Raw genomic sequence first — 14,356 nt, forward strand, 5'->3', positions numbered from 1 at the left:
TTGTACTCATGACTTGGCCACTCCGCCCTCACTGACGACCTTGATCGGTGCCGGCGGCGTCACGCGCGGCTGGAGCACCTGGGCGAGCACCTGCTCCTTCGGGCCGAAGGCCTGCATGCGGCCGTCGCGCAGCACCAGGATCTGGTCGACCGCCTCGACGCCGATCGGCCGATGCGCCACCACGACGACGATGGCGCCGCGCTCGCGGGCGGCGCGGATGGCGCGGGTCAACGCCTCGTCGCCTTCGGTGTCGAGATTGGAATTGGGCTCATCGAGCACGATCAGGAACGGATTGCCGTAGAGCGCGCGCGCCAGCGCCACGCGCTGCGCCTGGCCCGCGGACAGCGCGCCACCCTGCTCGCCGACCTGCGTGTTGTAGCCCTCGCGCATCTTGATGATCATCTCGTGCACGCCGGCCTCCTTGGCCGCGGCGATGATGCCGTCGGAGGTGGCCTCGGGGTCGAAGCGGCTGATGTTCTGCGCGATAGTGCCGCCGAACAGTTCCACGTCCTGCGGCAGATAGCCGATGTGCCGGCCGAGCATGTCCGATGACCATTGGTCGAGCGCCGCGCCGTCGAGCCGCACCTTGCCGCGCACCGGCTGCCAGACGCCGACCAGCGCGCGGATCAGCGAGGATTTGCCGGAGCCGCTCGGCCCGATCACGCCGAGACCGTTGCCGGCGGCGAGCGCGAAGGTGATGTCCTGCACGATGAGGCGCTGATCGCCCGGCGGAACCATGGCGACGCCCTCGACCGAGAGCCGGCTGGTGGGCGCCTGCAACTGGGTCGGCATCGTCTGCGCCGGCATCTGCTCCAGCAGGCGGGTCAAGCGCTGCCAGCTCTGGCGGGCCGCGACGAAGGATTTCCAGTGCGCGATGGCGAGATCGACCGGCGCCAGCGCGCGGGCCGACAGGATCGAGCCCGCGATGATGATGCCGGCGGTCGCCTCCTGGTGGATGACGAGATAGGCGCCGACCGCGAGCACGGCGGATTGCAGCATCATGCGCAGCACCTTGGCGACCGCGCCGAGGCCGCCGGCGACGTCGCTCGCACGCTGATTGCCGACGAGATATTTTTCGTTGGCCTCGCTCCAGCGCTGGTTCATCCGGCTGGTCATGCCCATCGACACCATCACTTCGGCATTGCGACGGCTGGAGGCGGCGAGATCGTTGCGCTGGGCCGCAAGCCCCATCGCCTCCTTCGCCGGCTGGCGGGACATGAATTCGGTGACCACCGTCAGGCCGACCAGGATGATGGCGCCGACCAGCGCGGTCACGCCGATCATGACGTGGAAGGCGAAGCAGATGGCGAGATAGAGCGGCAGCCAGGGCAGATCGAAGAACGCGCTCGGTCCCATGCCGCCGAGGAAGGAGCGGACATTGTCGAGGTCGCGCAGCGGCTGGAGGCCCTCGTTGCGGCTGCCGATCAGCAGCGGCAGGCGCACGACGGTGTCGAACACGCGCTTGTTCAGGGCCTCGTCGAGCGCGGTGCCGATCCGCCCCAGGATCCGGTTGCGGATCATGTCGAGCACGCCCTGCGCCGCGTAGAGGAAGCTGGCGATGATGATCAGGCCGACCAGCGTCGGAATGCTGCGGCTCGGCAGCACCCGGTCGTAGACTTCCAGCATGAAGATCGACCCGGTCAGATAGAGCAGGTTGATCATGCAGCTCATCAGGCCAACGCCGACGAATGCCGTGCGACAAGCGCGCAGCGCGTCAGCGAGCTCTGAACGGCGAACGCCAGGCATGGCTGCCATCAGTCTGGTCTCTTTCGGGTAAGGGGCAAAGCCCCTGATTTCAAAGGCAATTTCAGGAGTATTTGATCCGGATTAACATCGCGTTTTCGCCCCTCGTCCAACGCGGCTGAATCAACCCGATCCCCTGTGGGGGCACATCACCCCCTGATGGCCTGGCGCGCAAGTCCGGAATCTCACAGTCTTGCGGCTTTTTCTTGCAGACATCTCACCTCTCCCCGGGCGGGGAGAGGTCGAAAGTTAGGTCAAGGCGCCGCTAGAACCGGCCGCCGCCGCGTACCAGCCGCACCACGAGCAGCAGGATAACCGCGCCGATGGCGGAATAGACGATTTCCGACACGAGCCCGGTGCCGATACGAATGCCGAGCTTCGGGAACAGGAAGCTGGCCACAAACGCGCCGGCGATGCCGATCACGATGTCGCCGATGATGCCGAAACCGGCGCCCCGCACCACCTTGCCGGCCAGCCAGCCGGCGACCAGGCCGACGAACAGGATGACGAGCAGGCCTTCATTGGAAATGTACATAAGTGAGGTCCCTCTCCGTGAACGGGGCCATGGAACCGGAACCGGGATGAATGGGGTCTGAATGCTGGTCGGCTCGCCCTCGGTGGGGCGTCTAAACAAAAAAACTCGAAAACAACCCCATGCACAGTAGAACGGACCTTGGCCGAGCGCGCTCGGTGAATTGTGACAAGCCGGTGTTGCCGCAGAGGAATTCCGAAGTGGCGCGCGTTTGGAAAGTGAGGGACGCAAACTCTCTCATTCCCTCCCCCCTTGCGGGCGAGGGGCAGGGAGAGGGGTAGCCGCGGGCCCGGGCGGCCTTTCACCTCTGCCCGCTTGCGGGGAGAGGTCGGATCGCATCGCAAGATGCGATCCGGGTGAGGGGGTACAGGTCTCTCGACATGGTCATGCGCGGAGAGAGGCCCCTCACCCCAACCCTCTCCCCGCAAGCGCGGGGCGAGGGAGCGCACCGGCTATGTCGCGACCACCGGCTCCGCCAGCACGCACCTTGCCGCCCGGCCCGGTCCCACCTCCACATTCGCAGGCAGTTGCTCCAGGCAGCGCGGCTGGGCGGCGGCGCAGCGGGGGGCGAAGGAGCAATTATGGGGCTTTTCGGCCAGCGACGGCGGGGTGCCGGGGATGGTTTCGAGGCGCTGCCCCCGCTTGGCGCCGTGGATTGTGGAGGCGAGCAGGCCCTTGGCATAGGGGTGCACCGGCGTGCGAACGATGTCGCGCAAGGTTCCCTGCTCCACGATCTGGCCGGCATACATCACCGCGACGCGGTCGCAGATCTCTATGGCGACGCCGATGTCGTGGGTGACGAAGATGACGGACATGCCGAACTCGCGCTGCAGCTCGCGCAGCAGCAGCAGGATCTGGATCTGCACGGTGGCATCGAGCGCGGTGGTCGGCTCGTCCGCGAGCAGGATTTTTGGCCGGCAGGCGAGCGCCAGCGCGATCATCGCGCGCTGACGCATGCCGCCGGACATTTCGTGCGGATAGGCATCGAGCCGCCGTTTTGCAGAAGGAATGCGCACGACCTCGAGCATTTCGAGCGCGCGTGCCCTGCCCTCCGCATAAGACTTGCCTTCGTGGCGCACCACGCTTTCGGCGATCTGCGCGCCAATGGTGTAGACCGGATCGAGCGCGAGCGCCGGCTCCTGAAAGATCATCGAGACGGTCTGGCCGCGGAACGACGAGAGCTCCTCGTCGTTCATCGCGAGCACGTCGCGGCCCATCACGTTGACCTTGCCCGTGATCTGCGTGCGCTTCTTCGGCAGCAGCCGCATCAGCGCACGCAGGGTCACGCTCTTGCCGGAACCGGATTCGCCGAGCAGGCCCAGCACCTCGCCGTCTCCCAGCGAGAGGCTGAGATCGTTCACGGCATAGACCGTGCGCTCCCCGGTGAAGCGGATGTTGAGGCCTGAGATCTCGACGAGCTTTGTCATGACGGCAGTTTGGGTACCCGGTCGTGATAGTCGGTGACGCGCTGGAACGCCGCGCCGATGGTGAGCAGGGTCGCTTCATCGAAGGAGCGGCCGATCAACTGTATGCCAACAGGCAGCCCGCTTTTGGTGAAGCCGGACGGTACGGTCAGCGACGGCAGGCCGAGAAAATTCACCGGGCGGGTGAACAGCGTCAGCCGCTGCACCATGGCCGGCGCATTCGGGCCGCCGCCGACATCGCTCTCCTCGATGGTCGGCGCCGGCACCGGCGAGGCCGGCGCGATGATCGCGTCGACACCAGCGGTCGCGGCGTTGTGGGCGGCAAGCGCGGGACCGCGCCAGCGCATCGCTTCGAGATAGGTGATGGCGGGAACGGCGAGACCGTTCTGCAGCCGCATCAAGACCTGCGGTCCATAATCCTGCGGACGCTCGATCATCCAGCGCTTGTGGAAGGCGGCGGCTTCCGCCGCGAGCACGAGCTGGCTCGCCGAAGACAATTGCCGCTGGTCCGGCAGCTCGACCTTGACGATGTCGGCGCCCTCGCGCTTGAGCACCGCGATGGTCTCGTCCAGCACGCGCGCGACCTCGCTGTCGAGATCGTCGACGTAGAACGACGCGGGCACGCCGATCTTGAGGCCTTTCAGCGAACCCTTGGTCGCGCCGACATAGTCGGACAGCGGCTCATGGCTCGCGGTCGAATCCTCGGGATCGGGACCGGCCATTAGCGCCAGCAGCAGCGCGCAGTCCTCGGCGGTGCGGGCGAGCGGCCCGACCGTGTCGAGCGATTGCGACAGCGGCATCGCGCCGGCGCGGCTGACGCGGCTCCAGGTGGTCTTGAGGCCGGTGACGCCGCAGAAATGTGCGGGCATGCGGATTGAACCGCCGGTATCGGAGCCCAGCGCCGCAAAGGTCAGCCGCGCGGCGACCGCCGAGCCGGAGCCCGACGACGAGCCGCCGGTGATATGCGCGACGTTCCAGGGATTGCGCACCGGACCGTAATGGGCGTTGTGGCCGGTCGGTCCATAGGCGAATTCGGCGAGATGCAGCGTGCCGAGCCGGACCTGGCCCGCATCCTTCAGCCGCTGCAAGGCGGTGGAGGTCGTCGTCGCAACGAAATCGCGGCGGATCAGCGAGCCGCAGGTCGAGACCTTGCCGGCATCGTAATACATGTCCTTGTGCGCGAGCGGCACGCCATGCAGCGGACCGCGCACTTCGCCCTTGGCCAGCTCGGCATCGGCGGCCTCGGCTGCTTTCAGCGCCGCCTCCGCCTCGATCGACATGAAGGCGTTGAGATGCGGCTGCCACTGCGCGATGCGGTGCAGCAGCGCGCGCGTCACCTCACGCGAGGACACCTGCTTCATCGCGATCGCACGCGCGACCTCGGTGAGCGTCATCAATGCCGGTTCGGTGCTCATTTCGACACCTTCGCCGTCTGCGCCAGCACGTAAGAAGCCGGCTCGAGGTCGAATGGCAGCGTGCCGGCGATGGCGGCAAAGCCTTCGAAGGCCGGCCCGATGGAATTGGAGATGCGTGTTGCGATCTCGTCATCCACGGCAACGCCGGCAACTAGCGCGATCGGCTTGATCTCTTTTGGTGTCGGTCTCGTCATGCGATTTCCCCTGCCGGCGCGCGGCTATGGCCTGACCCCGGAATGGCCATGTAGCACGCGGCCTCGTGGCCCATTGTATCGACCGCCGTGAGCTTTGGTGCTGCATTTGCGCAGAGCGGCTCCGCAAATGCGCAGCGCGTGTGGAAGCGGCAGCCCGACGGCGGATCGATCGGATTGGGCGGATCGCCGGTGATCGGCGGCTTTTCGGTACGCCTGTCAGGATCGGAGGACGGCATCGCCGCCAGCAGCGCGCGCGTATAGGGATGCGCCGGCTGGTCCCAGACCTGGTCGACCGGGCCGAGCTCGACGACCTCGCCGAGATACATCACCAGCACACGATCGCTGATGTAGCGCACGACGTTGAGATCGTAGCTGATGAAAAGATAGGTCAGGCCGAACTCGCGCTTGAGGTCGGCGAGCAGGTTGAGCACCTGCGCCTCGACGGATTTGTCGAGCGCGGAGACGGCTTCGTCCAAAATCACCAACCGCGGCGACAGCGCCAGCGCCCGCGCGATATTGACGCGCTGGCGCTGGCCGCCGGAAATCTCGTGCGGATAGCGGTTGGCGAAGTTTTCCGGGCGCAGGCCGACCTTGCCGAGCAGCTCGCGCGCCAGCGCCCGTGCCGTGCCATCGGCCATGCCGTGGACTTTCGGGCCGAAGGCGATGGATTCCTCGATGGTGAGGCGCGGATTGAGCGAGGCATAGGAGTCCTGGAATACCATCTGCATGCCGCGACGCAGCTCACGCAGCGACAGCGCCTGACCGACGGTCATGCCGTCATAGATGATGTCGCCGGTATCGCGCGGCATCAGATGCATCAGGAGGCGCGCGGTGGTCGACTTGCCGCAGCCGGATTCGCCGACGATGCCGACGGTCTCGCCCTTGGCGACGGAGAAGGAGACGTTGTCCACCGCGCGCACGGTGCGTTTCGCGGCGAACAATCCGCCGCGGACGGGGAAATGCTTGGTCAGGCCGTTGACCTGGAGCAGCGGCTGCGCGACGCCGCCAAGATCTTCGATCGGCTCAAGCATGGCGACGGAATCGTTGGTTTCGCTCATGGCCTAATTCCTGATGTCCATGGCGCTGCGCAGGCCGTCCGAGAGAAGGTTGAAGCAGATCGAGACCGCGAAGATCATCGCGCCGGGAAGCGCCGCAACCCAGGGATTGACGTAGATCGCGGTGCGCAGCGTGTTCAGCATCAGCCCCCATTCCGGCTCCGGCGGCTTGGTGCCGAGGCCAAGGAAGGAGAGGCCGGCGGCCAGGATCATCGAGACCGAGATCAGGCTGGTGGCATAGACAAAGATCGCGCCCAGCACGTTGCCGAGGATGTGCACGCGCATGATGGTGAAGGCTCCGGCACCGGAGGCGCGCGCGGCCTCGACGAAATCCATGTTGCGCACGCCGGTGGTGACGCTCTCGGCGACGCGGGTGATCTGCGGCACGAACACGATGGTCAATGCCACGATGGAGTTGAGGATGCCGGCGCCGAGCGCGCCGGAGATCGCGATCGCGAGCAGCACCGACGGGAAAGCGTAGAACACGTCCACGGTGCGCATGATCGCGGTGTTGAGCTTGCCGCCGACATAGCCGGCAATGATGCCAAGCGAGGTGCCGATGCAGAAGGCAAGGATCACGGGCAGGATGCCGATGACCAGCGACAGCCGCCCGCCATAGATCAGCCGCGCCAGCATGTCGCGGCCGAGTTCGTCGGTGCCGAGCGGATAGCCGACCGTGCCGATATGCCGAAGGCGACGGATCATCGAGCCCTTGTAGGGGTCTTCCAGACCGAGCCACGGCGCCAGGATCGCGGACAGGAAGATCAGCAGCAGCACCAGCGCGCAGGCCATGCTGACCTTGTCGCGCACGATGCGGCGGCCGACGGTGGCCCAATAGCCGCGCGCCTTGGTGGCGGGCGCGGCCTGCAGCGCGGCATCGGCAGTGGCGGACAACGGAAGCTCGCTCATCGGCTAGCCCCGCTTGATGCGCGGGTCGATCGCGGCTTGCGCGATATCGACCAGCAGATTGAGGAAGACGAAGAACAGCGCGAGGATCAGGATCGTGCCCTGGAGCAGCGGCAGGTCGCGCTGGAAGATCGCCGAGTTGAGCAGGAAGCCCGAGCCCGGCCAGGAGAACACGGTCTCGATCAGGATCGAGCCGCCGAGCATGTAGCCGAGCTGAAGCCCCATCACCGCAAGCGCGGTGGGCGCGGCGTTCTTGATGACGTGACGGAACACGCCGGTTTCGTGCAGGCCTTTTGCGCGCAGGGCCTCGACGAAGTCCTGGCTGAGGATGTCGCCGGTCAGCGCGCGCACGGTGCGGGTGACGATGCCCATCGGAATCACCGACGTGGTGATCGCCGGCAGCACGAGATATTTCAGGTGCGCCCAGTCCCACGCCCAGGAGTTGGAGCCGTTCGGTCCGGCGCCGACCGCGGGCAGCCAGTTCAGCTGCACCGAGAAGATGATGACCAGCACCATGCCGAGCCAGTAATGCGGCACCGAGACGCCGGCGATGGCAAAGGAGGTCGCGACCTTGTCGATCCAGGTCTCGCGGAAATAGCCCGCGATCAGGCCGAGCAGGATGCCCATGGTGAAGCCGATGATGGCGGCGGCAATCGCGAGCGTGACGGTGTTGCCGACCGCGCGCATGACCTCGGCCAGCACGGGGCGCCCCGTCGCGATGGAATTGCCGAGATCGCCATGAAGGGCACGGAGCAGCCAAAGTCCGAACTGCACCGGCAGCGGCCGGTCGAAGCCGTAGGCGGCGCGCAGCTGCGCCGCGAGCTCCTGCGAAGCGTCGGCCGGCAGCACGGCGACGAGCGGATCGCCCGGCGTGATGTGCACGAGCAGAAAGCACACCAGCGCGACGCTGATGACGATCGGGACGACATAGACGATGCGTCTGGCGGTATAGGCGAGCACGTCGGATTCTTTCTTCCCTTCTCCCCTTGTGGGAGAAGGTGGCGCGAAGCGCCGGATGAGGGGTTCTATCCGCGGTTACAGCATTATCGAGTGAGAGAGAGGGTCACTCGCGGAGAGAGACCCCTCACCCGGCTTCGCTATCGCGAAGCCACCCTCTCCCACAAGGGGAGAGGGTACAGCGTGCGTGTGGCGCGAACTACTGCATCGACACCAGCGAGAAGTCGATGAACCAGCTCTTCGGCTGCACGACGCCTGTGACCTTCGGGCTGATGGCGCGGGGGCCGACGTCGTGGGCGACGTAGAGGAAGGCGGCGTCGTCGACGGAAGCCGCGTGCAGCTCGGCGAGCGCGGCGTCACGCGCGGCGGGATCGAAGGTCTGGCGCGCCTTCTTGACCAGCTCGTCGAACTTGGGATTGTTGATGAAACCCCAATTGTTCGAGACCGGCGGCGCCATGCCCGATTGCAGGAAGCGCACCAGTGCGAAGAACGGGTCCATCGCTGCATAGGTGACGTTGGTCGCGTTGGAGCCGTTGGCCGAGGGATCCTTGGCGCCGCGGCGCCAGTTGGTGAACAGCGTGTTCCACTCGATGACGTCGAGCTTCACGTCGAAATAGCATTCGGCGAGCGCCTGCTGGAGATATTCGTTCATCGGCAGCGGCTGCATCTGGCCCGAGCCGGAGGCCGAGGTCTGGATCTTCACCTCGAGCTTCTTGTTCGGGCCGAAGCCGGCCTCCTGCATCAGCTTCTGCGCGGCCGCCTTGTCGTACTTGATCTCGAAAGCCGGCTTGCCGCGCCAGGGATGGCCGGGCTCGAAGGTGCCGGTCGCAGGCACCATCAGGCCGGCGAGCAGGCCGTCCTTGAGGCCTTCGCGATCGACGCAGAGGTTGGCCGCCTTGCGCACGCGGATATCGTTCCAGGGCGAGCCTTCGATGCGCGAGAACTGCCACGGCCAGACATGCGGCTGCTCGTTCGCATAGAGCTTGAAGCCGCGCTGCTTGAGCTCAGGCAGCGCATCCGGCGCCGGCGCCTCGACCCAATCGACCTGTCCGGAGAGCAGCGCCGCGGTGCGGGCGTTCGCCTCCGGCATCGGCAACAGCACCATCTTGTCGACCTTGGGCACGCGCGCCTTGTCCCAATAGCTCGCGTTCTTGACCAGCTCGAGCCGCTCGCGCGGGGTGAAGCTCGCCATCTTCCAGGGGCCGGTGCCCGCGGCATCCTTCGCAAAGGCAGTCCACGCAGCCTGCGACTTGGCCTTGGCGTCGGCGCCTTCCGCCTTGTCATAGAAATGCTGCCACTTCGCCGGGCTCGCCATGAAGAGGTTGGTGAGATTGATCGGCAGGAAGCTGTCGGGCTCCTTGGTGGTGAGCTCGACCGTCATGTCGTCGATCTTCTTCGCCGAGGCGAGCGTCGGCATGCGCGAGGCGGTGACGCCGACCTGGCTGGCGTCGAACTGCGGCGCATCCTGCTTCAGCACCTTCTCGACGTTCCACACCACGGCGTCCGCATTGAACGGCGAGCCGTCATGGAAGGTGACGCCGGGGCGCAGCTTGAAGGTCCATTTGGTCTTGTCGGCATCGTCGACCTTCCACTCGGTGGCAAGGCCGGGGATCACCACGCTCGGCTTATCGGCGGAGGACAGGTCCCAGCCGGTCAGCGCGTCATACATGGTGAGGCCGGTGAAGCGGTTGCCTTCAAAGCCCTGATCGGGCTGGCCCAGCGTGCGCGGAATATCGGCAGCGGTCATGCCGATGCGCAGCACCGTTTCCGCGCTGGCCACACGCGGCCATGCGGCGGCACTGCCGAGCGCCAGCAACGCGATCAGCGCCGCGCGGGTCTTGTTGTTCTTGATCAGCATCGTCTCAGTCCTCTTCCGGCTTTCAGTGACTAATTTTGATGCAATCGTATGCAATGGCTGTGCCAATGGGGAAACTTTTTCTGCAAATTGCCCCTGCGACGACAAGTCTTTGTGATCGCACGTCTGCGGAGGCACGTCGCTGCCTATTCTGGCATCAAGATTGCAAGTTTGGCCCCGAAATCTCCTGGGAGCTTTGGGCCATGCGTATCCGACTGACGACCTGTTTCGCCGTGCTTGCGCTGGCGATTTCCGCGATCTCGGCGCGCGCCGAAACGGTGGTGCGCTACGGCATCTCGATGGCGGACATTCCGCTGACGACCGGCCAGCCCGATCGCGGCGCCGGCGCCTATCAGTTCACGGCCTACACGATCTACGATCCGCTCGTCGCCTGGGAGATGGACGTCGCCGATCGTCCCGGCAAGCTGGTGCCGGGCCTCGCGACCGAATGGAAGGTGGACGATGCCGACAAGACCAAATGGCGCTTCACGCTTCGCAAGGGTGTGAAGTTTCACGACGGCAGCGAGTTCAACGCCGACGCCGTGATCTGGAATCTCGACAAGGTGCTCAACGACAAGGCGCCGCAATTCGACAAGCGGCAGAGCGCGCAGGTGAAGACCCGCCTGCCGTCCGTCGCGAGCTACGCCAAGATCGACGATTCCACGGTGGAGATCACCACCAAGACGGTTGATTCCTTCTTTCCCTATCAGATGCTGTGGTTCCTGGTCTCGAGCCCGGCGCAGTACGAGAAGCTCGGCAAGGACTGGGACAAGTTCGCCAGCGAGCCCTCCGGCACCGGCCCGTTCAAATTGACCAAGCTGGTGCCGCGCGAGCTTGCGGAGCTGACCAAGAATCCGGACTACTGGAACAAGAAGCGCATCCCCAAGGTCGACAAGCTGGTGCTGGTGCCGATGCCCGAAGCGCTGACGCGCACCAACGCGCTGCTCGCCGGGCAAGTTGACCTGATCGAGACGCCGGCGCCGGACGCCGTGCCGCAGTTGAAGGCGGCCGGCATGAAGCTCGTCGACAACGTCACACCGCATGTCTGGAATTATCATCTCAGCGTGCTGCCGGGCTCGCCCTGGACCGATATCCGGCTGCGCAAGGCGCTGAACCTTGCGATCGATCGTGAGGCGGTCGTGGGCCTGATGAACGGCCTGGCAAAACCCGCCAAGGGCCAGGTCGATCCGTCGAGCCCGTGGTTCGGCAAGCCGACCTTCGAGCTGAAATACGACCTTGCGGCAGCGAAGAAGCTGGTCGAGGAAGCCGGCTACTCCAAGGCCAAGCCGCTGAAGACCACCTTCATCATCGCGCAGGGCGGCACCGGCCAGATGCTGTCGCTGCCGATGAACGAGTTCTTGCAGCAGAGCTTCAAGGAGATCGGCATCGACATCGACTTCAAGGTCGTCGAGCTCGAGACGCTCTACACGCATTGGCGCAAGGGCGCGGCCGACGAGATGAACGCCGGCATCACCGCCAACAACATCGCCTATGTCACCTCCGACCCGCTCTACGCCATCGTCCGCTTCTTCCATTCCGGCCAGATCGCGCCGGTCGGCGTCAACTGGGGCGGCTACAAGAACCCGAAGGTCGACGCGCTGATCGACGAGGCCAAGCAGACCTTCGACAGCGCCAAGCAGGATGAGTTGCTCGCCCAGGCGCACGCGCTGATCGTCGATGACGCCGCGCTGGTCTGGGTCGTCCACGACACCAACCCGCATGCGCTGTCGCCTAAGATCAAGCAGTTCGTGCAGGCGCAGCACTGGTTCCAGGACCTGACGACGATCGGGGTGGAGTGAGGGCAATCTACCGCGTCAAACACCCCTGTCGTCCCGGGCAAGCGTCAGCGCAGACCCGGGCCCCATAGCCACAGGGAGATGTTTGGCGAAGACTCGCGGTTGCCGATCTCGCGCCGCAACTCCTCCCTGGGATTATGGGTCCCGGATCGGCGCGCGCTTGAGGCGCGCTTGTCCGGGACGACAGCGAATGTGTGCCCCCTACTTCGTCAGCAGCGCGTATGCCCCGTTCCAGCCTTCCGCCGGCGGATTGAGCTGGAATTCCTTGATGCGGATTTCATAAAGCTTGAACAGCTTTTCCAGCGTGTCGGCGTCCTCGCTGCGACGGCCGCGCTCGATGGCGTCCAGCGCGCCCTGCCAGTCGCGGTTGCGGTAGCAGCCGAGCATCTCGATGGTGACGTTGCGCAGGCGCTGGAAGGAGCCTGAATGCATCACGTCCTCGCGGCCGGCGACGGCGTAGATCACCTCCGGCTCGGTCTTGCCCTTGACCATGATGAAGTCGAGCTCGAGGATCGCGAACTTGTCCTTGGCGGCGAGCGCGGTCCTGGAGCCGACGATGATCGGGAAACCGTATTCCTTCGACTGTCCCTCCAGGCGCGAGGCCAGGTTCACGCTGTCGCCGAGCACCGAATAGTTCTTCTTCAGGTCGGAGCCCATGTTGCCGACCACGCCGATGCCGGTGTTGAGGCCGATGCCGACATTGAGCGGGATGTAGACGTGGCCGCCGTCGGCGGCTTCCTCCTCGCGCTCCTTGTTGACCGCGTCGATCCGCTCCAGCATCTGGATCGCGGCCTCGCAGGCGTTGACCTCGTGCTCGGCATCGTCGAGCGGCGCGTTCCAGAACGCCATGATGGCGTCGCCCATGTACTTGTCGATATAACCCTTCTGATCGATGATCACGTCAGTCAGCGGCGTCAGGAAGCGGTTCATCAGCGTGATGAGGCCTTGCGGATCGTGCTTGTAGCTCTCCGAGATCGTGGTGAAGCCGCGCACGTCGGAGAACATGATCGTCATCTCGCGCTCCTCGCCGCCGAGCACGAGCTTTTCCGGCGATTGCGCCAGCTGTTCGACCAGAACCGGCGACATGTACTGCGCGAACATGCCCCGGATCTGCACGCGCTGACGCTGCTCGCGCACGAAGCTGGCGAAGATCAGCGTCAGGTAGATCGCGGTGGTCGACAGCAGCGGGTAGGTGAAGTCGATGAGGTAGCGGTACTGCGCGTAGAAGAACCAGGACACGCCGACCAGGATGGCGGCGAACATCGCGCCCGCAAGCACGAGGCGTACCGGGCCGAGATTCGGCGTGAAGATGATGACGAGCAGGCCGATGACGAGCGCGGCGATCAATTCGACGCCGAGCGCGTAGTTCGGCTGGGAGATCACCGCGCCGCTCAGCACGCTCTCCAGCACCTGGGCATGGATCTCGACGCCCGGCATGGTCGAGGACACCGGCGTGGTCTTGATGTCGTTGAGCCCGACCGCGGAGGTGCCGACCAGCACCAGCTTGCCGGCGATCTTGGCGGGCGGCACGGTGTTGTCGAGCACGTCGGCCGCCGAGACGTAGATCGAGGGATCCTGGCGAGCGTAATGCACCCAGAGCTGGCCGTTTCTGTCGGTCGGGATCTCGACGCCCTTGAGGCGCACGCCCCGCACGCCGGTCTTGTCGGTCCGGACCAGCAGCGTCGGCGTTCCCGTGATGACGCGCAGGATCTCGAGGCTGAGCGAGGGCATGACCATGCCCTGCGCGCGCATGATCATCGGCACGCGGCGGATCAATCCGTCGCGCTCGGTCTTGATCGAAAACAGGCCACGGCCCGCCGCAACCTTCTCGATGACGGGCACGTTGCGCAGCAGGCCCGGGAATTCGAACAGAAAGCGTTCGGCACCGTCCTCGCCGACCGTCGCGACGCCGGTGAAGGGGAGCTCCTTGTCGATCTCCGACGAGATCGCCCGCTGCCCGGTCTCGCCCAGCACCACGCGCGAGCGCTTGATAGCATCGGCAAGGATCTGGTCATTGGTCGGCAGCTCGCGCAGCTTGGCGCGGGTGGCATCGTCCAGATAGCGCATCTGGCTCGCGACCAGATCCGGGTTGAGCCGGTCGGCTTCCGAGAACACCACGTCGAAACCGATCGCGACCGCGCCGTTGCTGGTGAGGTTCTGGATCAAATCGGCGATCCGCGTCCGCGGCCACGGCCACTGCCCGAGCCTGGCGAGGCTCTTGTCGTCGATGTCGACGATGGTGACCGGCCGCGCCGTCTTGTGGCGCGGATCGATCAGCTGAAACATGTCGAAGGTGCGCAGCCGCAATTCCTGGATCGGCGGCGGATCCCAGAGCCGGGCGCCGGCGAAGACGACCAGCAGCGCCAGGCACATCAGCCGCGCAAGGCCAAGCTTCCGCGCAAACCACCGCCGGAGGATCTTGAGACGTTTCATATCGCCTGAATTTCCCGCAGCTCTTCTTCGTCCGATGTTCGGGCGA

General features: G+C 65.4%; 11 protein-coding genes. 1 reads left to right on the forward strand and 10 read right to left on the reverse strand.

What is annotated here, in order from left to right:
- Positions 1-6: 6 nt before the first annotated feature.
- The 9 genes from WN73_RS10860 to WN73_RS10900 all read right to left on the reverse strand — a co-directional run bounded on the left by WN73_RS10860 (position 7) and on the right by WN73_RS10900 (position 10,084).
- Positions 7-1,755 (reverse strand): type I secretion system permease/ATPase, encoded by a 1,749-nt coding sequence (locus WN73_RS10860; protein WP_028173731.1) that lies wholly within the window; start codon positions 1,753-1,755, stop codon positions 7-9.
- 253 nt (positions 1,756-2,008) lie between these two features.
- On the reverse strand, positions 2,009-2,278 hold the full coding sequence (locus WN73_RS10865; RefSeq protein ID WP_011090639.1) for a GlsB/YeaQ/YmgE family stress response membrane protein: 270 nt from the start codon (positions 2,276-2,278) through the stop codon (positions 2,009-2,011).
- A 449-nt stretch (positions 2,279-2,727) separates the two neighbouring features.
- Positions 2,728-3,702 (reverse strand): ABC transporter ATP-binding protein, encoded by a 975-nt coding sequence (locus WN73_RS10870; protein WP_028173730.1) that lies wholly within the window; start codon positions 3,700-3,702, stop codon positions 2,728-2,730.
- Positions 3,699-5,114: an Asp-tRNA(Asn)/Glu-tRNA(Gln) amidotransferase GatCAB subunit A gene (locus WN73_RS10875; protein WP_028173729.1), complete on the reverse strand. Its 1,416-nt coding sequence runs from the start codon at positions 5,112-5,114 to the stop codon at positions 3,699-3,701. The genes WN73_RS10870 and WN73_RS10875 overlap by 4 nt, the downstream gene beginning before the upstream one ends.
- Positions 5,111-5,308, reverse strand: coding sequence for a hypothetical protein (locus tag WN73_RS10880; protein ID WP_028173728.1), 198 nt, complete (start codon positions 5,306-5,308; stop codon positions 5,111-5,113). Before WN73_RS10880 ends, WN73_RS10875 begins: the two co-directional genes overlap by 4 nt.
- Entirely contained in the window at positions 5,305-6,366 is a 1,062-nt protein-coding gene (locus WN73_RS10885) for an ABC transporter ATP-binding protein (protein WP_271552697.1), read from the reverse strand. The genes WN73_RS10880 and WN73_RS10885 overlap by 4 nt, the downstream gene beginning before the upstream one ends.
- A gap of 3 nt (positions 6,367-6,369) precedes the next feature.
- Positions 6,370-7,272 (reverse strand): ABC transporter permease, encoded by a 903-nt coding sequence (locus tag WN73_RS10890; RefSeq protein WP_011090643.1) that lies wholly within the window; start codon positions 7,270-7,272, stop codon positions 6,370-6,372.
- A 3-nt stretch (positions 7,273-7,275) separates the two neighbouring features.
- Positions 7,276-8,229, reverse strand: coding sequence for an ABC transporter permease (locus WN73_RS10895; protein WP_011090644.1), 954 nt, complete (start codon positions 8,227-8,229; stop codon positions 7,276-7,278).
- 196 nt (positions 8,230-8,425) lie between these two features.
- Positions 8,426-10,084, reverse strand: a complete 1,659-nt coding sequence (locus WN73_RS10900) for an ABC transporter substrate-binding protein (RefSeq protein WP_028173726.1) — start codon at positions 10,082-10,084, stop codon at positions 8,426-8,428.
- Positions 10,085-10,284: 200 nt separating this feature from the next.
- On the opposite strand from WN73_RS10900, the gene WN73_RS10905 reads away from it, so the two are divergent.
- Positions 10,285-11,880: an ABC transporter substrate-binding protein gene (locus WN73_RS10905; protein WP_028173725.1), complete on the forward strand. Its 1,596-nt coding sequence runs from the start codon at positions 10,285-10,287 to the stop codon at positions 11,878-11,880.
- A gap of 198 nt (positions 11,881-12,078) precedes the next feature.
- On the opposite strand, the gene WN73_RS10910 is transcribed toward WN73_RS10905, so the two are convergent.
- Positions 12,079-14,310 carry a CHASE2 domain-containing protein gene (locus WN73_RS10910; protein WP_011090647.1) on the reverse strand — a complete coding sequence of 744 codons (2,232 nt, stop codon included), beginning with the start codon at positions 14,308-14,310 and terminating at the stop codon, positions 12,079-12,081.
- Positions 14,311-14,356 lie beyond the last annotated feature (46 nt).

The organism is Bradyrhizobium sp. CCBAU 45394, assembly GCF_028128655.1.
Taxonomy (GTDB): Bacteria; Pseudomonadota; Alphaproteobacteria; order Rhizobiales; family Xanthobacteraceae; genus Bradyrhizobium; species Bradyrhizobium diazoefficiens.